Annotated in this window: 18 protein-coding genes and 2 pseudogenes; all 20 read left to right on the top strand. The window is 41.4% G+C overall.

What is annotated here, in order from left to right; all coding sequences use genetic code 11:
* The first annotated feature begins 7 nt into the window (after positions 1–7).
* Entirely contained in the window at positions 8–169 is a 162-nt protein-coding gene (locus G5B11_RS10045; protein ID WP_155208334.1) for a hypothetical protein, read from the top strand.
* Between the two features lie 12 nt (positions 170–181).
* Positions 182–2809, top strand: coding sequence for a phage tail tape measure protein (locus G5B11_RS10050; protein ID WP_173727941.1), 2628 nt, complete (start codon positions 182–184; stop codon positions 2807–2809).
* 14 nt (positions 2810–2823) lie between these two features.
* Positions 2824–3597 (top strand): distal tail protein Dit, encoded by a 774-nt coding sequence (locus G5B11_RS10055; protein WP_173727943.1) that lies wholly within the window; start codon positions 2824–2826, stop codon positions 3595–3597.
* On the top strand, positions 3597–6140 hold the full coding sequence (locus tag G5B11_RS10060; RefSeq protein ID WP_158420909.1) for a phage tail spike protein: 2544 nt from the start codon (positions 3597–3599) through the stop codon (positions 6138–6140). The genes G5B11_RS10055 and G5B11_RS10060 overlap by 1 nt, the downstream gene beginning before the upstream one ends.
* A 12-nt stretch (positions 6141–6152) precedes the next feature.
* Positions 6153–6353, top strand: a complete 201-nt coding sequence (locus G5B11_RS10065) for a hypothetical protein (RefSeq protein ID WP_135990351.1) — start codon at positions 6153–6155, stop codon at positions 6351–6353.
* 2 nt (positions 6354–6355) lie between these two features.
* Entirely contained in the window at positions 6356–6937 is a 582-nt protein-coding gene (locus G5B11_RS10070) for a hypothetical protein (RefSeq protein WP_155176896.1), read from the top strand.
* Positions 6934–9402: a glycosyl hydrolase family 18 protein gene (locus tag G5B11_RS10075; protein ID WP_330382884.1), complete on the top strand. Its 2469-nt coding sequence runs from the start codon at positions 6934–6936 to the stop codon at positions 9400–9402. Before G5B11_RS10070 ends, G5B11_RS10075 begins: the two co-directional genes overlap by 4 nt.
* Positions 9403–9473: 71 nt before the next feature.
* The gene (locus G5B11_RS10080; RefSeq protein ID WP_155176898.1) at positions 9474–9893 is read left to right on the top strand and encodes a phage holin family protein; all 420 of its coding nucleotides are present in this window, start codon (positions 9474–9476) and stop codon (positions 9891–9893) included.
* Between the two features lies 1 nt (position 9894).
* Positions 9895–11382 (top strand): N-acetylmuramoyl-L-alanine amidase, encoded by a 1488-nt coding sequence (locus tag G5B11_RS19100; protein ID WP_244092971.1) that lies wholly within the window; start codon positions 9895–9897, stop codon positions 11380–11382.
* 167 nt (positions 11383–11549) lie between these two features.
* Positions 11550–11966 (top strand): recombinase family protein, encoded by a 417-nt coding sequence (locus G5B11_RS10095; RefSeq protein WP_173727945.1) that lies wholly within the window; start codon positions 11550–11552, stop codon positions 11964–11966.
* Positions 11957–13237, top strand: coding sequence for a recombinase family protein (locus G5B11_RS10100; RefSeq protein ID WP_158420910.1), 1281 nt, complete (start codon positions 11957–11959; stop codon positions 13235–13237). Before G5B11_RS10095 ends, G5B11_RS10100 begins: the two co-directional genes overlap by 10 nt.
* On the top strand, positions 13182–14516 hold the full coding sequence (locus tag G5B11_RS10105; protein ID WP_087308392.1) for a recombinase family protein: 1335 nt from the start codon (positions 13182–13184) through the stop codon (positions 14514–14516). Before G5B11_RS10100 ends, G5B11_RS10105 begins: the two co-directional genes overlap by 56 nt.
* A 201-nt stretch (positions 14517–14717) precedes the next feature.
* On the top strand, positions 14718–16595 hold the full coding sequence (qatA, locus tag G5B11_RS10110; RefSeq protein WP_087308393.1) for a Qat anti-phage system ATPase QatA: 1878 nt from the start codon (positions 14718–14720) through the stop codon (positions 16593–16595).
* Positions 16596–16607: 12 nt separating this feature from the next.
* Positions 16608–17426, top strand: a complete 819-nt coding sequence (gene qatB, locus G5B11_RS10115; protein ID WP_140393162.1) for a Qat anti-phage system associated protein QatB — start codon at positions 16608–16610, stop codon at positions 17424–17426.
* Positions 17423–18784 carry a Qat anti-phage system QueC-like protein QatC gene (gene qatC, locus G5B11_RS10120; protein ID WP_087308395.1) on the top strand — a complete coding sequence of 454 codons (1362 nt, stop codon included), beginning with the start codon at positions 17423–17425 and terminating at the stop codon, positions 18782–18784. The genes qatB and qatC overlap by 4 nt, the downstream gene beginning before the upstream one ends.
* Complete coding sequence (gene qatD / locus G5B11_RS10125; protein ID WP_173021885.1) at positions 18774–19505, top strand: Qat anti-phage system TatD family nuclease QatD; 732 nt, start codon at positions 18774–18776, stop codon at positions 19503–19505. The genes qatC and qatD overlap by 11 nt, the downstream gene beginning before the upstream one ends.
* Before the next feature lie 166 nt (positions 19506–19671).
* A complete protein-coding gene (locus G5B11_RS10130) occupies positions 19672–20571 on the top strand; it encodes a hypothetical protein (RefSeq protein ID WP_173727947.1) in 900 nt (299 codons plus the stop codon).
* A 99-nt stretch (positions 20572–20670) separates the two neighbouring features.
* Positions 20671–21021 (top strand): annotated as a pseudogene (locus G5B11_RS19580) (23S rRNA (uracil-5-)-methyltransferase RumA); the annotation flags it as partial.
* A gap of 114 nt (positions 21022–21135) precedes the next feature.
* Positions 21136–21315, top strand: a complete 180-nt coding sequence (locus G5B11_RS10140) for a hypothetical protein (RefSeq protein WP_006857231.1) — start codon at positions 21136–21138, stop codon at positions 21313–21315.
* 128 nt (positions 21316–21443) lie between these two features.
* Positions 21444–21845, top strand: a pseudogene (locus tag G5B11_RS10145) (ParA family protein); the annotation flags it as partial.
* Positions 21846–21917 lie beyond the last annotated feature (72 nt).

Genomic DNA, 21917 nt, shown 5'->3' on the forward strand with positions numbered 1-21917 from the left:
CCGGTTCGTGTATATCGGAGTAACACAGTTACGGAAACCGGAAGAGGAAGTGCTTTTGACACCGCTTGGCGAACTTATGGATCAATGGGAACTTCACAAACAGTTTCTTGGAATTGCAAAGCCTAAGAGGGAGGTTTTCATTGAGGATATCATACCGGAAGGCATCTAAGGAGGTGTTTGGATGGCTGAGAGTTTCGGTGTCAAGATGGGAGTTGAGGGCGAGAAGGAGTTTAAAAATGCCCTAAAGGAAATCAACTCCGCTTTTAAGGTGCTTGGTTCAGAAATGAACCTTGTCACATCGCAATTTGATAAAAACGATAAATCCATCCAGTCCTTAAGTGCAAGAAACGGTGTGCTGACGAAGGAGATAGAAGCACAGAAAAATAAGGTGCAGACTTTACAGGCGGCACTTGAAAATGCTTCCTCTTCTTTTGGGGAAGCGGATAGCCGAACCAGAAGCTGGCAGATACAGCTGAACAATGCACAGGCTGATTTGAATAAAATGGAGTCTGAATTGAAAGCTAATGAGGATGCCATTGACAGACTGGGACAGGAGATGGAGGAAGCAGAAGAACAGACGGATGATTTTGCAGAATCACTCTCAGACAGCGGAGATGTGGCAGAGGATTCATCCGGTAAGTTCGAAAAGGTCGGTTCTGTTGTCGCAGGAGTCGGTACGGCTATCGCAGCAGCGGCAGCTGCCATTGGTGCTGCCGTTGTGGCAGCAGGCGTGGAACTGGTAAAACTGGGTGATGAATATAATAAGGCTGTCAATCAGATATCCGCATCCACAGGAGCAACAGGCACGGAATTAGAGGAACTTGGTGCAATCGCACAGAAGGTCTATACCAATAATTTCGGTGACAGCCTTGAGGATGTAGCAGAGGGATTATCCATTGTACAGAAAACAACCGGACTTGTGGGGGATGAGTTACAGAAAGCCACAGAGTCCGGTTTTGCTTTGCGTGATACCTTCGGATATGATCTGCAGGAATCGGCTCGTGCTGCCAATGCACTGATGAAGAACTTTGGTGTGACAGCAGAGGAAGCATATAACATCATTGCAGTCGGCGCACAGAATGGTGCAGACCAAAACGGGGATTTACTCGATACCTTAAATGAATATTCCGCACAGTATTCCGCATTGGGATTGTCAGCGGATCAGTTTGTTACCGGACTTATCAATGGTGCAGAAGCAGGTGTTTTCTCCATTGATAAAGTCGGTGATGCCGTTAAGGAATTTAACTTAAGGGCAAAGGACGGAAGCAATACAACTATAGAAGCATTTCAGGCACTTGGGATGAATGCAGATGAAATGACGAAACGGTTTGCTGCCGGAGGAGAGAGTGCCGAGGAGGCCTTCTTCGAAGTTGTGAATACCTTAAATAATATGGATGACCCGATAGCAAAGAACACGGCTGCGGTTAAACTGTTCGGTACACAGTTTGAAGATTTACAGGCAAATGTACTTCCCGTGCTTGCCGGGATGAAAGATGGGGCGGCTGCAAGCTATGATGCCCTGTCACAAATTAATGAAATAAAATATGCGGATTTGGATTCTGCATTGGAGGGAACGAAACGCTCCATTGAGGGTGTGTTCCTACCAACGGTAAGCCAGATGTCCGCAGGAATAACAGATGTATTTTCCACACTGGGAAATGCAATCAATGAAGCAAACGGAGATTTCAGTCAGATAAGTGTGGCAATTGGAACAGCCATAGGAGATGTGGCAGCCATTATCACAGAGCAGATGCCGATGTTCCTTGAGTTGGGACTTAATATCGTGACCTCTATCGGAGGTGCGATTCTGGAAAATCTGCCGATTTTGATTGAATCTGCGACAAATATTGTGCTGACTATTCTGAATTCACTGATAGCCGCCCTTCCTCAGATAACCGAGGGCGCTTTGCAGTTGGTGCTTACACTGGTCAACGGAATTTTAGCGAATTTGCCACAGTTGGTCGATGCTGCGATTCAGATGATTGTCACACTGGCAACCGGAATAGGAGAGGCACTGCCACAGTTGATTCCGACCATAGTCGATGCGGTGATTTTAATATGCACTACTTTGCTGAACAACATGGATAAAATTCTGGATGCCGCTTTTTCCATCATTACCGGATTAGCCCAGGGACTTCTGAATGCACTGCCGAAATTGGTGGCTGCTTTGCCTCAGATTATTTCGTCCATCATCAATTTCATAACCACAAATCTGCCTAAGATTATTGAGATGGGTGTTAAATTGGTGGTTCAGCTGGCGGTTGGATTGGTTAAGGCGATACCACAGCTGGTGGCAAGTTTACCTCAAATCGTGACAGCCATTATTTCCGGTATTGGAAAAGCTGCGACCTCTATTGTGAGTGTCGGAAAGAATATCGTGACCGGACTTTGGAGTGGTGTTTCTTCCATGATTTCGTGGGTAAAGAACAAGATTTCCAGTTTTGTTGGGGATATCGTTGGCGGTATCAAGAGCCTGCTCGGTATCCATTCACCATCCCGTGTGTTTGCTGGAATTGGTGACAACATGGCCAAAGGTCTTGGCGAGGGCTTCACAGATGAAATGGATAAGGTGTCAAAGGATATTAACAATGCCATTCCTACAGACTTTGATGTAGATGCAAGGGTGGGAGCGAATACACAGACTTCCGGTTCGGGAAGTGGCGGAACGGTGATTACTTATACCGGCCCGCTTGTGAGTGTAGCACAGATGGTAGTACGAAGTGAGGATGATATTCGAAAGGTATCACAGGGACTGTATAACCTGATGCAGTCGGGAACGAGGGCACAGGGAATTATACCAATCACCTAAGAAGGAGGAGAAGCATGGGATTTTCATTTCAGGGAATTCATTCGAAGGAAAAAAAGCTGAAAGCAAGAATTACGGGATATCCCATGCTTCCGGCTTTTAGAAATAATACGGAAAGCATACCGGGAAGGTCAGGGATACTGGATTTTGGAATGGAGTATTCTGAGCGTATCATTCCGGTGGAATGTTCCGTGTTCCCGGAGCAGGATTTTTCTGCTCTGGTACATAGAATAGATGAAATTAATGGGTGGCTGAATCCGTATAGAGGGGTTCAGCCATTGATTTTTGATGAATATCCGGACAGATATTTTATGGCGAGACTGAATACGGAAATCAGCATGGAAAGAGTATCACGGACAGCAGGTACGTTTTCTTTGGAGTTTATCTGTCCTGATCCATTCGGTTATGCCGTAGAGGATGAGGTGTTTTCTATCGCAGCAGAGGGCAAGACCACTGTAAACAGACAAAAGGGAAATCTTATATCTGAACCGATTTTTGAAATAAAAGCGATTATGGACAGCACCTCTTCTTATGTGGATATCGAAGTAAATGGGGAGTTGGTTCGTGTAAAAGGAAAACTTGCGGAAGGAGAAACCTTTGTACTTGATACGGCAAAGCTGACGGCTAAAGTTGTGGATTCCAATACCGGGGTAACATTGCGGAACGCTCTTTCACAGCTTGATGAGTTGGTGTTCCCGGAACTGAATCCGGGCGGTAATGAGGTTCTGGTTTCTGTAAGTGGTGCAACCTTTACGGAACTTACGATACAGGGAAGGAGCAGGTGGGTGTAATGGGATTAAAACTGCTTGTAAATGCAACCGAAGATTTCACAGGCGAATTTCGGAAAACAGCCAATACACAGGCACAGTGGAAAATGAATGATTCACCGAGTGGTGATGATACAACGCTACACGATTCGTCCGGTCATGCGAGAAATTTTACCATCAATGGATGGTCGGGAACAACAGCATCTACCCGTGCCGGAAAACTTGGGAAATTTTTTCGGTTCAATACCGTAAATCCAGCAACGGAAAAAACACATCTAAGGGCAACGAATACAGGGGATTTCTTCACAGAATTGGGAAAGAGAATCGTGGCAGGAGGGTGGATATACCCAACTACTTATTCGGTAGGGACAACATTTGTACCTATTTTCAGTACCAGAAGCGGTCCGGGAAATCCTCTGTTTTATCTTTCCCTTCGTTCAGGAAGATTGCGAAATATGCTTTATGATGCTTCTGGTACGCTGATTTATGACGTTATCGAGCCAGACCCGATGGGGGTGGTGCTGCAAAACAATGGTGCGTATTTTATTGGAACGGTCATTGATTTGGAGGCAAAGACTGTACAAAGCCTTGTTTGTGACAGAAGCACAGGGGATGTGTTTAAGACAGCAATTCGTTCTTTTACCGGGGAACTGAATCCTTCCTGTACTGCAGATATCGTCATGGGAATGTATGCAGACAGTTACTACTTTGCCGGAGGATTTGATGATTGGTTTTATGAAACGGATTCTAATCTGACAATTGATGATTTGGAAGCACACTTTCTTTCCGGTCTGTTAGCAAATGGTGCAGATGTGGACTCGTCTGTGGATGCCATATCAAATCCGGGCAGTGTGACCTTAAAGCAGACGGACGGTGTATATGCAGAAAGCGGTGTCCTTTATACAAGGATTTTAGACCTTGGGGAAGGTGGTCTTGCCGGAGAGGGAAAGATACAGCTTGTCGGTACGGTGGATGCAGGGATTACATCCATTTCGGAAGTCAAAACAAGAACATCTGACTCTTTGGAAGATGTATCTTTTTCAGATTGGGAAGCGGTTGGAACGGATGGAGTGATACAATCTCCAAATTTAAGATACATTCAGATACAGATGACGCTTTCTACAACAGATACGTCTATGACACCGGAACTGAGTGCAATTCAGATATACGAGACACCAAAGGCCCCCTATTCTAAATTGGGATATGCAAGGCCGGTGGTGTTAAGTGATGGTGGAATCAGGGAAGCAGTATTAGAAAATGCCTATGACATTATTGTTACGAGTGAATTGAACGGTTCTGACTATTTGGAATTTTCTATTCCATTCAAAGATGGGAAGCGATCATATCTCGATAATGAAAAGAAACTGCAGATTACTAAGGATATTTACCGTATCCGAACAGTCACGGATGATAAGGGTGAGGACGGAAAGACGGTAACGAGCATTTATGCGGAAGCTGCGTTTTATGACCTTGCATATTCTGAAAAGAAAAGTGAACAGACATATGAAGCGGAAACCGCAGAAAAGCCGATGGCTTATGCACTGCAGGGAACCGGATGGAGTGTTGGAAAAATAACGGTATCAACGAAACGTTCCTGGCAGTCCACGGATAAAAATGCCCTTTCCATGCTTCGTACCATTCAGTCCATTTATGGTGGTGATTTGGAGTTTGACAATGTAAATAAACAGGTCAGCCTTCTGACACAATCTGGAAGTAACAGTGGTGCTGTGTTTGCCTATCGTAAAAATATGAAATCCATACAGCGGGTGGTGGATACCAGAAGTCTTGTGACAAGACTCTATGCTTATGGTGCAGATGGTATGACCTTTGCAAGTATCAATAATGGAAAGGAATATGTGGAGAATACGGAGTATTCTTCAGAAATCAGGGTATCAACGCTTGATTGTTCCTCTTTTACCAATCCATATCAGATGCTTGAATATACCGAAATGCGACTGGCAGATTATTCTAAGCCGAGTATTTCTTATGTCATACAGGTAATGGATCTGTCTGTACTGACTGGGTGGGAGCATGAGAGTTTCGGTATCGGAGATGTGGTAACCGTGGATGATAAGGATTTGGGAATCCGAATCAGCACGAGAATTATTCGTATGGATTATAACGTGCAAGAGCCGTGGAAGACAGTCATTGAGCTTTCCACCAAGTTAAAAGAACTGGGTGATTCATCTGCTTCGTGGGAGAAGGCAGCAGATACTCTTTCCTCATCGGATTTGCTGGACAGACAGGAGATGAAGGATTTGGTGGTAAACAACCATCTGCTGAATTCCAGAGCAGATGATGGATTCAGCTATTGGCAGAATTCAGGTTTTGAGGTGGATGGAGAAAACGGTGCTTCCGGCAATGCAAGTTTTAAGTGTGTGGGAGCGTTGAATACCACAAAAACACTGTCACAGGAAGTATATCCGGCTACCAGAAGCAGCTACACAGTATCGGCAAGCATAGTAACTGAAAATCTGAAAAAGGGAGCGAATGGAAGGGTTGGCATTGAACTTATCATTGAATATGAGGATGGTTCGGAAGAAACAAGATTTGTAGAGTTGTATTAGGAGGAATGCACCATGTATTTTACGAGGTCGGCAGGAGCGGTCAGTGTTACCGGAATAGAAAAAGTGAAAAAACTGACGGTAAGGGTAGTGGTGCAGGACTGTACAGGAACCGTGCGTTTTACGGATGTTATGCTGCAGGGCGGTTCGGTAGCAACCGCATGGGTTTCCCATGTGTCAGAACAGAGGTACACCTTTGATGCACAGGAGGTGTGAGGATGGAGTTTATTCGATTTGCCGGAACAATCAATACACATGAAGAAAAGAAGGTGGCAAAGGCTACCGTAAATGTAATTTTAGAGAATTGTACCGGAACCTTTTATATAACAGATATCATGTTTCAGGAAGGTAAATGGCTGACCGGGTATGTGGTAAATAATCTGGAACTTTTGCAGAAAAAACGTGTGGATGGGGAGATAACACCTGTCCGCTTTTTTAATGGGATTGTCCGTTCCGGTGTTACAGCAGTGATTACCAATGACGGAGAAGTATCAGCCGGGCTGAATTATCACATCATTCCAAAAGATACGATGGCAGCAGGAGACATGAGTGTGGCTCATAATTACGGAAGTCACAAGCTGACTCTGCAGAGTGGTTTTTTGGAAGATGATGTTGTTGAAATTAATGCTGATGCAAGGGTGGCAACAAGGAATGGAAGCAGGATTAGGGCTGATGGATTTTATTCTTATTCGGCAGCAGGGGATAGTAAACATCAGATTAAAGTAAAGGACAGGAAGTCAGCACTTGTACGCATGTCTTTTCAGGAGATGGCATACGGGATTGGAGGAAAACGGATGTGAGAAGGGCAAGTAACCGAAATGTCATGGCATGGACATTCATGGGAAATACGAGAATGCATCAGGTGTTAAGAGAAAAAGGAAATAAGCTGTCTCATGTTGGTGTTTTTACCTTTGAGGTTTCAGCAGATGGAACAATCAGCGAGACGGGAACTGCGGTCAGTACCATCCTTCCTTATGTAAAGAAGTGGCCACATATTAAATGGCTTCTGACCATTATGAATCATGGTACTGCATCTATTTTTACAGCACTCAGAGAGAATACGAATGGCGCACAGGATACGTTCCTTTCAGAAATCGTGAGAATTATTGACAAATATCCGTGGTGTTCCGGGATAGATATTGATTTGGAACGTGGAGGGGAGTTGGCGAACCGAACAAAGGCAAATGCGCTGTTCTCACGGATTTACTCTACTGTAAAAGCAAAGGGAGCAAACCTTCATGTAAATATCTGCCTTCCGGGTATGACCAGTGTTGGCGGTTCGGTTGGCGGCGAGAATTGGTGCGTGTATGCCGATTTGGATGCATACTGCGACACAGCAGCAATCATGAGTTATGGTATGAGTTGGGCGGGTTCAGCACCGGGACCGGTATCTCCGAGAAGCTGGCTTGAAGGCATCTACAGTTATGCTGCCAATGCAATGAACCCGGACAAAATCATGATGGGACTTCCTGGATATGGATGGAGATGGCAGATATACGATACTACGGAGAATCTTGGCACGACTTATAGGGGAACAAGCCTTACCTATTATGCTGCGAAATATTGGATGGAGGGCTTATATAATCATACAGGGGATGCCCCACCGCAACCATTTATACCGTTCTTTTCTTATTGGGATTGGACGGATATGGTCCCTTGGGGACTGCTTCAGGTGTATGACTTCATGGAAGGATGGGATACGAGCAGGGAAATAGCAGAGCCGACAAAGCAAGAAACCTATAGTGGCAGAAAATATCTTACAACCTATCTGAAACAGCAGGAGGTATCCTTTGGAACAATCAGCGTTGACAGAGATGGTGTGCCGGATTCTTATTCTGGCAATGCAGTCATTGGGGAAGGATATGCGTCTGTTTTGGATGAAGAAGCGGTGCTGAAATACACATTTGAAGTACCAACAGCCGGAACATATGATGTGGCAGTTGAGATAGTCTATCCAAGATGGGATAAGAATAGCATCGGAATCAGTCTTGATGGGGACAGTCAGATGCTGTCGGAATCAAGGATGTATTTCTTATATTGGAGAAAAAAATTCTGGAGGATATTAAAAAGTGGAGTCAGCTTGTCAGCAGGAAAGCACACCATTACTGTGTCCGGTGGAGTGCCTGGGGTGGTTTTTTATGGCTTTCGGGTATGTTCGGATTTTTCACAGAAAGCGACTGCCGGGGAAGTGTACTATGGATTGAAGCCAAGAAAATTCATGGATGTGAACGGAGAAATGGTACAACCCGATAGGGCATTTAAGGTTACTGCAGAGGTACTTCGCAGAAAGCCGGAAAGTGCGCTTGTATGGTATGAAGATTTCTGTGATTATTCAGAAATCCCTACCAACTATTTTACAGTGCTTGACGGTTCGTGGAAGATTTGGAAGGATGAAAGTTCTGACCGTGTCCGTAAGTATTCGCAGCTGGAAGGCAGTGGAAAACTAGCACTGGATTACACCGGATTTTCTGAAATCCATGTGAGGGCGAGATTTGCCTTTAAATCATCGGGAGGTGGTAAGGCAGGAGTGTTTCTTGGAAGCATTTTCTGCTGTATAAATTACGATACCCAGTGTGTGGAATTGTATCAGGGAAGTAAGAAACTTGGCAGCTATGCATCTTCTTTCAGTAAGACCTCAAATGCAGATTTACGGAGTAATCCAAGCCTATATACCGTGGAAATGAGAATCCGTGGAAATAAGGTAAGAGTATATTCCGGTGCTGCCTACACACTAAGGTTTACAGCAACCATTACTGCAGAAACTGGATATGTGGGATTCATGGCGGAGAAGGGAGTGGTGTGTGACCTCTTGCGACTGGGTGATGCATGGTATTATGAACCTTATGAGTGTTTTGATATTACCTTCCCGGATGGAAAGCAGACTACTTTTGGAAGATGTACTCGTACCGGAATTTCATGGGATAATGAATTTGAATTGTTCCGTGTCAATTCTGATGTGGAGGAAATCAGCACAAGAAGCCAGGATATTTCTATGGATTACGACTTTTTCCATTCCCATGAAATGTCACTGGAATGTGGCAACGATTATGAAATGAAGGTAGTACCACATGATTTGAATGTCTGGCTTTCGAGGATGTATCTTGGAGATGCGGATGGTTTTTCTATTATGTATTACTCCGATGTGGACAGTATTGTCTATTGGGCAAATGAAGCAGCATACACCTATGGCGTGTCAGGGATTGCAATATGGAGTCTTGGTCAGGAAGATATGAGGTTATGGGACAGTATGCCAGATCAGATATAGTTTTGGAATCAAACAGCCTTTTGCGGGCTGTTTTTTTCATACCAAAAAACAAAGAAAGGCAGGTAACAGTTATGAGACAGGCAGTAACAACAGTGCAGTATGTATTTGCAGGAATAGGAGGCTTTATGGGTTGGTTTCTTGGAGGATTGGATGGTTTTCTGTATGCACTCCTTATGTTTGTGGTCATCGATTATGTCACCGGGCTTATGGCAGCATTCGTACAGAAAAAGGTATCCAGCGAGGTTGGTTTTAAAGGCATCTGCAAAAAGGTGGCAATCTTCTGTCTGGTAGGTATCGGCCATGTGCTTGATACGCAGGTCATCCAGAACGGAAGTGTACTCCGCACCGCAGTCATTTTCTTTTACTTATCCAATGAGGGAATTTCCATTATTGAGAATGTTGCCCTTATCGGACTTCCGGTTCCAAAGAAGCTGAAAGAGGTATTGGAGCAGCTGCACGAAGAAGCTGATGAGAAAAAGGAGGATGAGTAATATGGCAATAAAGGTATGTCTGGACGCAGGGCATTACGGTAAATACAACCGCAGCCCTGCGGTTTCGTCTTATTATGAGTCGGACATGACTTGGAAACTTCATAATTATCTTAAGAAGGAGTTGGAGGCATTTGGTATCGGTGTGGTAACCACAAGGACAAATCAGAATACGGACAGAGCATTGTATGAAAGAGGTGCGGCTTCCAAGGGCTGCAACCTCTTTATTTCTGTCCATTCCAATGCTGTAGGCAATGGTGTAAACGAAAATGTGGATTATCCGGTGGCATATGTCCTTTTAAATGGAAGCAGCACGGATATTGGTCTAAAGCTGGCAAAGGTTGTGGAGGCAGTGATGGGAACTGCACAGAGTGGAAGAACCGCAACACGTCAGGGTACAAACGGAGAATACTATGGAGTGCTTCGTGGAGCAAATGCGGTAGGAACACCGGGTATTATTCTGGAGCATTCATTCCATACCAATACAAGAGCAACAAAATGGCTTTCCAGTGACAGTAATCTGCAGAAGCTCGCCAAAGCGGAAGCAGAATGTATTGCTTCCTATTATGGAGTAACGAAAAAGGAAGAAACTGCTCTTACAAAGATTATGGGTAACGCAGTGGCAACGGTGGAGCAGATGACAGCTTATATTAAAGAAAAGAATCCAGATGTTGCACAGTCGGTTGTTGATATGATTCCGCTTTATCTTTTGGAAGGAAAGGCAGAGGGTGTCCGTGGTGATATTGCCTTTGCACAGTCCTGTCTGGAAACAGGTAATTTTGGATTCTCCGGTTCTGCAGTTACACTCGACCAGAATAATTTCTGCGGCATGGGAGTGACTTCAAATGGAATGAAAGGAAATCCCTTTGATACACCACAGCTTGGTATCAGGGCGCAGGTTCAGCATTTGAAAGCCTATGCTTCCACAGTGGATTTAAAGAGTGAATGTGTTGATCCACGCTTTAAGTATGTCACAAGAGGCTGTGCGGAATATGTGGAGTGGCTTGGACAGAAAGAAAATCCAGACGGAAAGGGGTGGGCAGCAGGAGCCGGATATGGTGCAAAGATTATTACAATCTTAAATACAATGATTGGAATTAAGAGCGAGACAACAGAACCGGAGGAAGTCTGGTATCGTGTGCGTAAGACATGGACAGATGCCGCCACACAGAAGGGTGCATTTCACAGTTTGGAAAATGCCAAGAGGTGTGCGGATGAAAATGAGGGATATTCCGTATTTGATGAATCAGGTAAAGTGATTTATTCCAATGATACATTTACACCGTATCTTGTGAGAGTATCCATCGAAGATTTGAACATCCGCAAGGGTCCGGGAACAGACTACGATAAAACAGGTAAGTACACCGGAAAAGGTGCTTTCACTATTGTGGAAGAAGCAGAAGGCAAGGGTGCGAGCCTTTGGGGGCTTCTGAAATCTTATCAGAAAAATCGTGACGGATGGATTTCACTGGATTATACCGAGAGGGTTTAGAAGCAAGCCGGACAGAGACAACAGGTTTCTGTCCGGCTGCTTTTTTCGGCTCCTGACAAGTTTGGACAGAGTGAAAAAAGAGTGGGTGGAAACCGTAGAATTGCTTGACTTTACAGGGATTTAGAGTGATTTATATACTACCAAAAACGAAAGGAGTACTTATTTATATGATGATTGCAGGAACGATAAATAGAGTAGCTTTTTACTGCAGAGTCAACCATCGTGACAGAGACTATGAAAAATATCTGGACGATGTAATGAGACGGTTGGAAGAAGAATATGGAAAACAGAAATGGGATTTGCAGATATTCTTTGAGGAAGCTTCAGGAGCCGACCCGAACAGAAAAGAATTTAATCGTCTGAAAGCGGAAATCGCAGCAAAGAAGATAGATGTGGTGGTTACCATGAGGGCTGCCACGATTGCCCGTAACTGGGGACAGTTTATGGAGTTCATGCTGATTTGCAGTAAGAAAAATGTGGAAGTGGTGTGTATTGACAAGGTAGAGGATGCGCAGGCCATTTTCCGAAGAATTCAAGAGTTTAAGAAAAGGTTTTTTGAAGGAAGTGATGTAACGTGCGAGTAAAAGTGATTAACAAACGACCAGCTTCGGTCTTACAAAAGAAAAGGGTTTGTGCTTATGCCAGAGTTTCCACAGACAGCAGAAGACAGGAAGACTCTCTTGAAAACCAGATGGAAACTTATGAGAGAATGATTACCGGAAATCCGGAATATGAATTTATCGGAGTATTTGCTGATCAGGGCATATCCGGTTATTGTGAGAACCGCCCACAGTTCCAGAGAATGATGGAAAAGGCAAGGGCAGGAGAGATTGACTTAATTATTACAAAATCCATATCGAGGTTTGCTAGAAATACCGTCACCGTTCTAAAGTTCGCAAGGGAACTGAAGGAACTGGGTGTCGGTATTTTTTTTGAAGAACAGAACATTAACACTCTATCAGGGGACGGTGAGATGATGCTTGCCGTCCTCGCTTCTTTTGCACAGGAAGAAAGCAGAAGCATGAGTGAAAACAATAAATGGTCCATTCGGAAGAAGTTTGAGAGAGGAGAAGTGATGATTACCACATCCCGCTTCCTCGGTTATGACAAAAACGAATATGGAGATTTGATTGTGAACAGAAAGGAAGCGGAAATTGTCAGTCTGACTTTTGACCTTTATCTGCTGAATGTCGGCTCGTCAAGGATTGGGGAGCTGCTTGATTACCTGGGCGTGAAAACAGTGACGGGAACAACATGGGAGAGCGGGACCATCAATGGGATGCTTTGCAATGAAAAGTACAAAGGGGATTTTCATCTGCAGAAGTATTACACCCCTGAAAACAAAAGAAACCATACAAGGAAAAACAACGGAGAAGTGCAGAGTTATTACATTTCGGAAAATCACGAACCAATTGTATCGCCGGAGGTATGGGAAAAGGTGCAGGAAGTCAGGGAACAGAGAAAGCGTGACAGGAATATCGGGCAGGACAGCACAATGAAGTTCCAAAACCGCTATCCCTTAAGCGGAATGCTGATTTGCCCTTACTGCGGAAAAACACTCCGGCGCAGACAGGTTTACAAGAAGAAAATCCAATGGCTTTGCAGTACCTACATTGAAAAAGGAGTCAAGGCATGTAAAGGGATAAGGATTGATGATGCCGAATTGCAAGGTTTGAACATTACGGAACAGACAGTGATTGAGGAGGTGGTTAAAAATGGCAAGAAACATTACTGTTATACCAGCAAGGCAGATTTTGACTGCGGAATCAGGAACAGCACAGTCAGTGCAGAAATTGAAGATGGCAGCGTACTGCCGAGTGTCAACCGACCAAGAAGAACAGTTATTAAGCTATGAGAATCAGGTCAATTATTACACAAATTATATTAGCGAAAATCCTCTTTATGAATATGCAGGGACTTATGCGGATGAAGGAATTTCGGGAACCAATACCAAAAAGAGGGATGAATTCAACCGCATGATTGCTGATTGCAGGGCGGGGAAAATAGACATGATTATTACCAAGTCCATTTCCCGATTCGCAAGAAATACGCTGGACTGCTTGAACTATGTGCGAGAATTGAAAGATTTAGGGATAGGGATTATTTTTGAAAAGGAAAATATCAATACCCTCGATGCAAAGGGCGAAGTGCTGCTGACCATTCTTTCCTCACTGGCACAGGATGAGAGCCGGTCCATTTCAGAGAACTGCACATGGGGAATCCGTAGAAGGTTTGAAACAGGAAAACACAAAATGAGTACAAAGCGTTTTCTTGGCTACGATACGGATGAAACGGGGAAGCTGGTAATCAACAGGACACAGGAGCCGATTGTAATTCGGTTGTATCAGGAATTCCTGGACGGAAAAACAACCGATTACATCAAGAGGATTTTTGAACGAGAAGGCGTGAAAAATTGGGATGGCGGTACGAAGTGGCAGTCCACAACCTTAATGAGTATGTTGGAAAATGAAAAATACAAGGGTGATGCCTTGCTGCAGAAAAGTTATACGGTGGATTTCCTCACCAAGAAACGGACGCAGAACAAAGGGGAAATTCAGATGTTTTATGTGGAGGATGACCATGATGCCATCATTTCAAAGCGGATATGGGAATGTGTACAGCTTGAAATAAAACGCAGGAAAAAGTATCTGGAGGAGCATGGGACAAACTCCTATTCCCACCGGCCGGAAAGCAATCCATTTGCATCCAAGATAATTTGCGGAGACTGCAATAAGGTTTTTGCACGGAAAGGCTGGCGGAGCAGCACGGGTGTTGACCGTAAGGTATGGCAATGCAGTGAACGGTACAAGGTCAAAGGAGTCATGGGATGTGTCAATCGCCATGTGGAGGAAGAAACGCTGATAAAGGCTTATCTGATGGCTTGGAACGCATTGGTGGAGAACCGAGAGGATTTCATGGAGCAGTGGACAGAACAGCTGCAGAGCGAGAACCTATTGGAAGGTTATCGGGCAGAGAAGTTCATAGAATACACCGATGGAGCAGAACCTCTGACAGAGATGGATACGGACTTCATGCTGAAAACACTGGACCACATCAAGGTTTTTGAGGATGGAACATTGTTGGTGGTGTTCCTGGACGGAACGGAGATTGAATGTAAAAATGAAGAAGAGTAAGAAAAGATGCCGATTGGGAGTTGCGATTCCTGATCGGCTTTTTTTCTTGTTCTTTTGAAGATGGTAAAATAAATGGGAATATGGTAAAATAATGTAGAAATTAAGGTGTTGAGTATTTTTAATATATATAATTATACAAACCGTTACTTGCTACAGTTATTAGTGAGGATATGAATTGAAATTAATGAAGGGGTTGAAGATATGATTTTATCTGATAATGAAACCAAAGTTGATTTACTTAATAATGAAGCAATAGCAAAGACAATAGTTTCTCTTATTAAGGATAGTAAAGAACAACCGATTTCTATCGGTATTCATGGGGACTGGGGTGCTGGTAAATCCAGCATTCTTGAAATGGTAGAAAATGAAGTGAAACTGGCTTCTTCAGTGTCAGGAAAGAAGTATTCTTGTATCCGATTTAACGGTTGGAAACACCAGGGATTTGAAGACTCAAAAGTAGCTTTGATGAGTTCTATTATTTCAGAGCTTGAGAAGAAAGAGAAACTTGGCGTTAAGTCTGGGGAAATATTAAAAAAACTGTGGAAAAATATAAATTGGATGACTGTTGCTAAGACTGCGGGTAAAACCGCTTTAGGAATTGCGACAGGTACAGCACCGCTTACGTTATTATCTTCAACAATGGATATTTTAAAATCAACCGTAACTACAGAAGAGGGAATTGCTGGAGCAATTGAATCTATTGGAGGTTATTTAAGTGACGCAAAAATCACAGAGGACATATCAAGTAATAAAGAATTTTCAGAGTTTCAGGAAAATTTTGCCGAACTGCTAGAAGATGCAGCTATTGAGAAACTTATTGTTTTAATTGATGATCTTGACAGATGTTTACCTGATGTGGCGATTAATACGTTAGAGGCTGTAAGACTGTTTATGTTTACGGAAAAAACAGCATTTGTAATTGCAGCAGACGAGGGAATGATTCGCTATGCGGTTAAAAAACATTTTCCCGATGCAACAGATGAAAATAAGTTTAATGCAGGTGAGGCCTTTGCAAATAAGTATTTGGAAAAGTTGATTCAAGTTCCGTTTAGAATTCCAGCATTAGGTGAGGTAGAAGCGTGTATATACATAATGCTTCTTATGGTGGGTTCTGTTTTGCCAGATGAAAATGAAAACTATAAAAAGCTGAGAGAAGAGGGATTATCTAGAATCAGAAAGCCTTGGAATGTAGAAAGTCTTACGGTTGATGACGTGAAAGAAATTCTTGGAAATGATTATGAAAAGTCATCGAAGGAAGTATTAATTGCCACTCAAATATGCCATTTATTAGCACAAAATACAGATGGAAATCCTAGAAAGATAAAAAGGTTTGTAAATATGCTCTTGTTACGTTATGAGATTGCTAAGAATCGTGGCTTTGGAGACGAACTGGAACTTGCGATTTTGGCAAAGATGATGTTGGCAGAATACTATGAACCAGATTTTTATAAGGCATTACCTAATCATTTGGATTCTGAAGGGAAATGGGATGAAGTTCCTGAAATACTAGCTGATATAAAAACTATGGTCGAAGATAAGAAAACAGTAGAAGCAAAAGAGCGATGGTATGATTTAAACAAGATTTGGAAGTGGATTACTACAGAACCAGAAATTACAGATAAGGACTTAAGACCGTATTATTATGCATGTAAAGAAAAAATGGATTATTTTTCAGGTAAAACTTCTAAAAATGATCTATCAGAAATAGTTGAGCTACTTTTTAGAGATGAAATGATTATTGTAGGTCGTGTTGAAGATTTGAAAAATTTGACAAATCAAGAATCAGATCAAGTGTTCGGAATTGTTGCTCAAAAAATTATGGAAAAAGGGCAATTTGATATGAAACCAAAAGGGATTGATGGTTTGATTGTATTGGTACAGAATAAGCCGGAACTCCGTAAAAGTTTAGTTGATTTTATAGATGCTATTCCTGTAGATAAGGCTGGAGTGTGGATTATACATGGCTGGGATAAAGCAATTCCAAAAGATTGTGATGAAAGAAAAGGAGTAAATCAATATTTTGATAAATTGAAAAGCAGTGGGACGGCAATTGTTAAAGCAGCTTTAAAGAAGATGTGAGGTAATTAATAAATGGGAACATCAACACATAATGGAGGACAAAAAGGTGGAACACCTTTGGTACCGTCATGGTTAGAGCAACCAGATGTAAATCCACAAAATGAAAATGGACTTGGTCCCGATGGTAGTCAAATTCCACCAGTGGGTGATGTGGATCGCTTTAGAACACCACGAGGAGAGTTCACGAGGTATATAAATTCAGGAGGACGGGATAGCAGTTTAGGCCGTAAAAGTGTCTCTAATTACATAAGAAATTCTTTGGGTGGTAGTTCAAATGCGACACAGAGAATGGGAGCTGCTAGAAGCAGTTCTGCAAGATTATTAAATGTTGCAGGTGTATTTGCTTCAGGTGGTGCAAGGGCTGTTGAACAGTATCTTTCTATAGAGAATCTCTCACATAAGACAGCTAGTGACGCATTTATAGCTATTACAGACTTTATCTGTCCAGATGGGGGACCACAAGATGAAGGCATTGCGAGGTCGGCTTATATTTCCGCAATCGAAGAATCACCAGAAATAGCTACAATTAAATTTGAGGATTTGACTTCAGAGCAGATTATGGTGATTGTGGAACGCACCATGGCAAATGCGATATTTAATAGAATCACGAATGATATTGGTAACAAGATTATATTGTTGCCGCAAGAACGAGCTATATCAGACAGATTAATTGTTCAAATGAAGGATTTTGTTAAGGGTTCTGTATCGGATGCTGTTATCAATTTAGATATCAAGGCTGGAAATATTCGACAAGGTGATTCTTTAAGAATAGTGGACCGGGTGTATAAGGCAGCGTTTGAAATTATGGTAAGTGCAGGTGAAAATGAATGAGTCGATATAAATTAAGAGCAAATTATGATATTGAAAATATAGATTCGCAGAAAATGGATGGCACAGTTATTGTTGATGTCCCTATGCTTTCTAATGGCGAACTAAACTATGGATTAAGCCACATTAAGAAAAAATTATATGAAGAAAATGTGTATCCCTCTGAAATTGGATTTGATATCATGTCGCTTGCAACAATGGTTTATATGGCTGATACGCGAATTGAGAGAGTGGTGCATGGACAGGACTCTTGGACGAGAGAAATTGAACTAGAAATACCGGTATCAAATGTAGAGATATGGGACTCACAGATTCGTACGGTTGAACGTATGTTAAAATTTCTTACAGGAGATTTATGGAAAATTACGTTGTCGAGTAGAGCATGGCAGTTTAATAATTTGGAGGAAGTAAGAGAAAAATCAAATAAATATGATGAAGTATCATTATTCTCTGGTGGAATGGATAGTCTTATAAGTACCATTAATTTGATGGAGAATAAGAAAAATACCTTGTTAATAAGTCATGCTGGAGAAGGACTTACTAAAAATGCTCAAAAAAATATTGTGAATAAATTTGACTTGTTATATCCAGATGTTTTACATACATGGTTAGATTTGTGGATGGTGTTTCCACGTGATTATATTCCGGCAGGTGGTAATGATAACAATACAAGGAGTAGATCATTCCTATTTATCGGTTATGCCCTTTTTGCAATGACTGGCATGGATAATATCAATGAACTGTTAGTTCCGGAAAATGGTCTGATTGCTTTGAATGTACCATTGGATGAAACAAGAGTAGGTTCATTTAGTACAAGAACAACGCATCCATTTTATCTTTCTTTGTGGAATGAATTATTAGTGGGATTAGGGTTAAATCTATCAGTAAAAAATCCTTATTGGAATAAAACAAAGGGAGAAATGGCAGGGGAATGTAAAAACAAGGATGTTCTTTATGAGACGATGAAATTATCATTCTCATGTTCTTCACCAGGAAAAGCAAGATGGAAACAACTCAGTCAACAACATTGTGGTTATTGTGTTCCTTGTTTAATTAGAAGAGCTGCAATGCATAAAGCGTTTGGGGATGATGGAACAGTGTATACCGAAACGTCTATTTATGAAATGCAGAATAAAAATGCAGAAGGAATGGGAATTCAATTGCGCTCTTTCCAGTATGCAATAGATAAAATAAAACAGGATAGAAATCGTGCTTTATTTTATATACATAAGCCAGGTCCATTACCGCAGGATGATGAGTATTTGAGAGAATTAGCTGATACATATATACGAGGATTATTAGAAGTAGATGCTTTTATACAGGATAATTTAGCACAAGAGGATGAGAATAATGATTTATGATGCACATTGTCATTTAGATTTAATGGATAATATGCTAGAGTTTATAAATGAAATACAGAATTCTGATATGAATTTATTTGCGGTTGGAACTACACCGAAGGCATATAGTAGAGAAATACAATTTTGCAAGAATGCTAGAAATATTCATGTTGGTTTAGGGATGCATCCGCAATTAGTATCTAGTGGCTATGATGATATGCAGTTATTTAAATCTCTCATTGAAAAAAGCCATTATATTGGTGAGGTGGGATTGGATTTTAGTAAAGGATATATTCAGACCAAAGAATTACAAATAAATATTTTTAGTGAGATTGTTAAGTTATGTGAACAATACAGTGAAAAAGTGATTTCTATTCATTCACTTAAATCGACAAGTACGGTAATTGAAATTTTAAGAACATACAAAAGACAAAAGAGTAATAAATATATATTTCATTGGTTTACAGGTTCTATGCCACAATTAGAAAAAGCGATTGAATTGGGATGCTACTTTTCAATAAATCCGGGAATGTTGAAAACAAAATCGGGAATGGAAGTGATAAAAGCTATACCAATTGATCATGTGTTGTTAGAGACGGATGCACCATTTGCACTCAAAGTTCAACACATAGATGAAATAGAAAAGGAACTCAAAAGAACCATGTCGAGGATATCGGATGTAATTGGATTCGACATATCTGATATAATTAATAAGAATTCAAAAGAAGTGTTTTGCTACTGAATATTTAATGAAGAAACATTGATAAAGGCTAACTGATGACGTGCTACTAAGAAAGGATACTAATAGGAGTCACAATTTCTGGTTGGCTTTTACTTAATCTTCTATGATAGTGAAAGATGTTGGATATGGTATGATAAATGTGCGAGTATGCTTAGAGGTGATTTAAATGTATAACTTAACAAAATGTGCATTGTGTGGAAATGAAGCAGAATTGGAATTGAGCCATACAGTGCCAAAGATGGCTGTAAGGACATTAAAGAAAACAGCAATAGGTAATATTCGGAGTACAGAGAACCCTAACAAAACCATACAGGATAGCGAGAAGTTGTACATGTTGTGTGGAGATTGCGAGGATTTATTTAGTGAAAAAGAAACTTGGTTTGCTAACAAAATATTTCATCCTTATTTAAAAAAGGAGAAAACTATTTTTGACTACGATGAGAATTTGGCTTACTTTATAACTTCTGTTAATTGGAGAAGTCTTTATTTGGATATTTTAGATTTTGTTGAGAATTCAGTGGTTGGTATAGATGCGTTGGAATGTTTGATTGAATCTGAAAAAATAATGAATGAATTCCTGCGAGGAAAACGTAATGATTTAGGGAAAATAGAAAATCACATTTTCTTTTTTGATGACATAAAAGAATTATCTGTTGGTGCGAGCAATTTTGCAGATTTGAAACCGCATGCGACTTTTCATAGAGGGATAGGTAGTTACACTTTTTGTTACGAAGATGAAAAGACCTATGGTACTTTAACAAATATGATGGGAGTAATACTTGTTACTCTTTATCATAAAGGGCAAAGAGAAGTATGGAATAATACAGAGATTTTGAATGGCGTGGGGCGTATTGAAGCGAAAGATCAGCAGATACAGAGTGTTTTTGGAAATGAGTTAATACATATCATGGAAACAGCAAAGAAAGCATCTGAAGCTATGAGTGTAGCACAACAAAAGAAAGCAGAGGATAGAATAAAGGCTGCTGGAGAAGATGTAAAAAATTATTCAGTTTTTCAAGACTGGATGAATGATATGGATTTAAAGAACAGAATCACAGATAAGTGATACAGAAGTGGGGGTAAAGGCTATCCCCATAAGAGGGGTATAAACCTTTTCGCAAAAGATGACGATTTCGCTATTTAGTATAAGAAGTAACTTTCACCGCACGTTGAGACGGTTGTACTGCTTTCCCACAAAAAGCCAGACGGACATATCAACGTAAAAGTTGAGTTTGGCGAAGGTGAGGGAAAAGTTCCGCTTGATAATATCGCTAAAAGAGCCGAAGAGTACAAGCCCAAGGAACGAGTGACCTACAAAATGATAAAGGAGTACATAGAAGCTAAATACGGCTTCAAAGTACATACCGCATATATCGCAGAGGTAAAGAGAGATTTAGGATTGCCGATGTATGATGCTCCTAATGCGGTAGAAGAATTGAAACAGCCGAGGAAGCATCCGACAGCGGAGAAAGTGGAAGCGATAAAGGATGCGTTGAAGCATTTTGAAGTGATTTAATGAGGATAGGCGTATCATTAGAAATAGTGGTACGCTTATTTTTGTACCTTTTTGCAGATTTGTCCTTTCCCCTGCTTTCCAATATAATGAAGCTAAAGAAGTGGAGGTGTGCTTATGAGAGAGAAATTTAATCATCTGTATTTGGATAGCCACGAAAGAAAACTTTTGATACATAGCCTTGTAGAGTTAAAAAATCAACTTATTCAGCAAGGCAGATATACGGATTGTATTGACGAGCTTATTTTTAAGGTCATAAATGCACCGACCAAGAGAATGAAAATTGAATATGTCTAAGGCAGATTACAAAGCCGCTTATTCTTATTGATTTTAAGAGTAGGCGGCTTTTTTGCGTTCTCTGGTACTGTTGTTTACATAGCCACCTTGACAAAGTGGCTAAATCTATGTGAAAGGAGGACGCATCTATGTCAAATTGCAAAGTAATTGCTCTGACTAACCAGAAAGGTGGTGTCGGAAAAACAACCACAGCGGTCAATCTGGGTGTAAGTCTGGTGCAGCAGGGTAAAAAAGTCCTGCTGATTGATGCCGATGCACAGGCAAATCTCACGATGGCTCTGGGTTATAACAGACCAGACGATATTCCCATAACGCTCTCTACTGTGATGCAGAACATCATAGACGATAAAACGCTTGATGCTTCACAGGGTATTATCCATTACAGAGAGGGCGTTGACCTGCTTCCGTCAAACATTGAGCTGTCGGGCTTTGAGGTAAGGCTAATCAATGCAATGAGCCGTGAGCGTGTGCTGAAAATCTATGTCAATGAGGTTAAAAAGAATTACGATTATGTGCTTATTGACTGTTTATGTGGTTAACCACATAAACAGTCTAATGCGGAGTAAATTATTATGCTGGGTAACTATCCGCAACAGTAGTAA

Source organism: Blautia glucerasea, from assembly GCF_013304385.1.
Taxonomy (GTDB): Bacteria; Bacillota; Clostridia; order Lachnospirales; family Lachnospiraceae; genus Blautia_A; species Blautia_A ammoniilytica.

Bases quoted from the DNA above. Each gene is read 5' to 3' on its own strand.
- qatD (WP_173021885.1), top strand. From the start codon at position 18,774: ATGATTTATGATGCACATTGTCATTTAGATTTAATGGATAATATGCTA.
- G5B11_RS10140 (WP_006857231.1), top strand. From the start codon at position 21,136: ATGAGAGAGAAATTTAATCATCTGTATTTGGATAGCCACGAAAGAAAA.
- qatA (WP_087308393.1), top strand. From the start codon at position 14,718: ATGATTTTATCTGATAATGAAACCAAAGTTGATTTACTTAATAATGAA.
- qatC (WP_087308395.1), top strand. From the start codon at position 17,423: ATGAGTCGATATAAATTAAGAGCAAATTATGATATTGAAAATATAGAT.
- G5B11_RS10130 (WP_173727947.1), top strand. From the start codon at position 19,672: ATGTATAACTTAACAAAATGTGCATTGTGTGGAAATGAAGCAGAATTG.
- G5B11_RS19100 (WP_244092971.1), top strand. From the start codon at position 9,895: ATGGCAATAAAGGTATGTCTGGACGCAGGGCATTACGGTAAATACAAC.
- G5B11_RS10095 (WP_173727945.1), top strand. From the start codon at position 11,550: ATGATGATTGCAGGAACGATAAATAGAGTAGCTTTTTACTGCAGAGTC.
- G5B11_RS10080 (WP_155176898.1), top strand. From the start codon at position 9,474: ATGAGACAGGCAGTAACAACAGTGCAGTATGTATTTGCAGGAATAGGA.
- G5B11_RS10105 (WP_087308392.1), top strand. From the start codon at position 13,182: ATGGCAGCGTACTGCCGAGTGTCAACCGACCAAGAAGAACAGTTATTA.
- qatB (WP_140393162.1), top strand. From the start codon at position 16,608: ATGGGAACATCAACACATAATGGAGGACAAAAAGGTGGAACACCTTTG.
- G5B11_RS10065 (WP_135990351.1), top strand. From the start codon at position 6,153: ATGTATTTTACGAGGTCGGCAGGAGCGGTCAGTGTTACCGGAATAGAA.
- G5B11_RS10055 (WP_173727943.1), top strand. From the start codon at position 2,824: ATGGGATTTTCATTTCAGGGAATTCATTCGAAGGAAAAAAAGCTGAAA.
- G5B11_RS10070 (WP_155176896.1), top strand. From the start codon at position 6,356: ATGGAGTTTATTCGATTTGCCGGAACAATCAATACACATGAAGAAAAG.
- G5B11_RS10050 (WP_173727941.1), top strand. From the start codon at position 182: ATGGCTGAGAGTTTCGGTGTCAAGATGGGAGTTGAGGGCGAGAAGGAG.
- G5B11_RS10060 (WP_158420909.1), top strand. From the start codon at position 3,597: ATGGGATTAAAACTGCTTGTAAATGCAACCGAAGATTTCACAGGCGAA.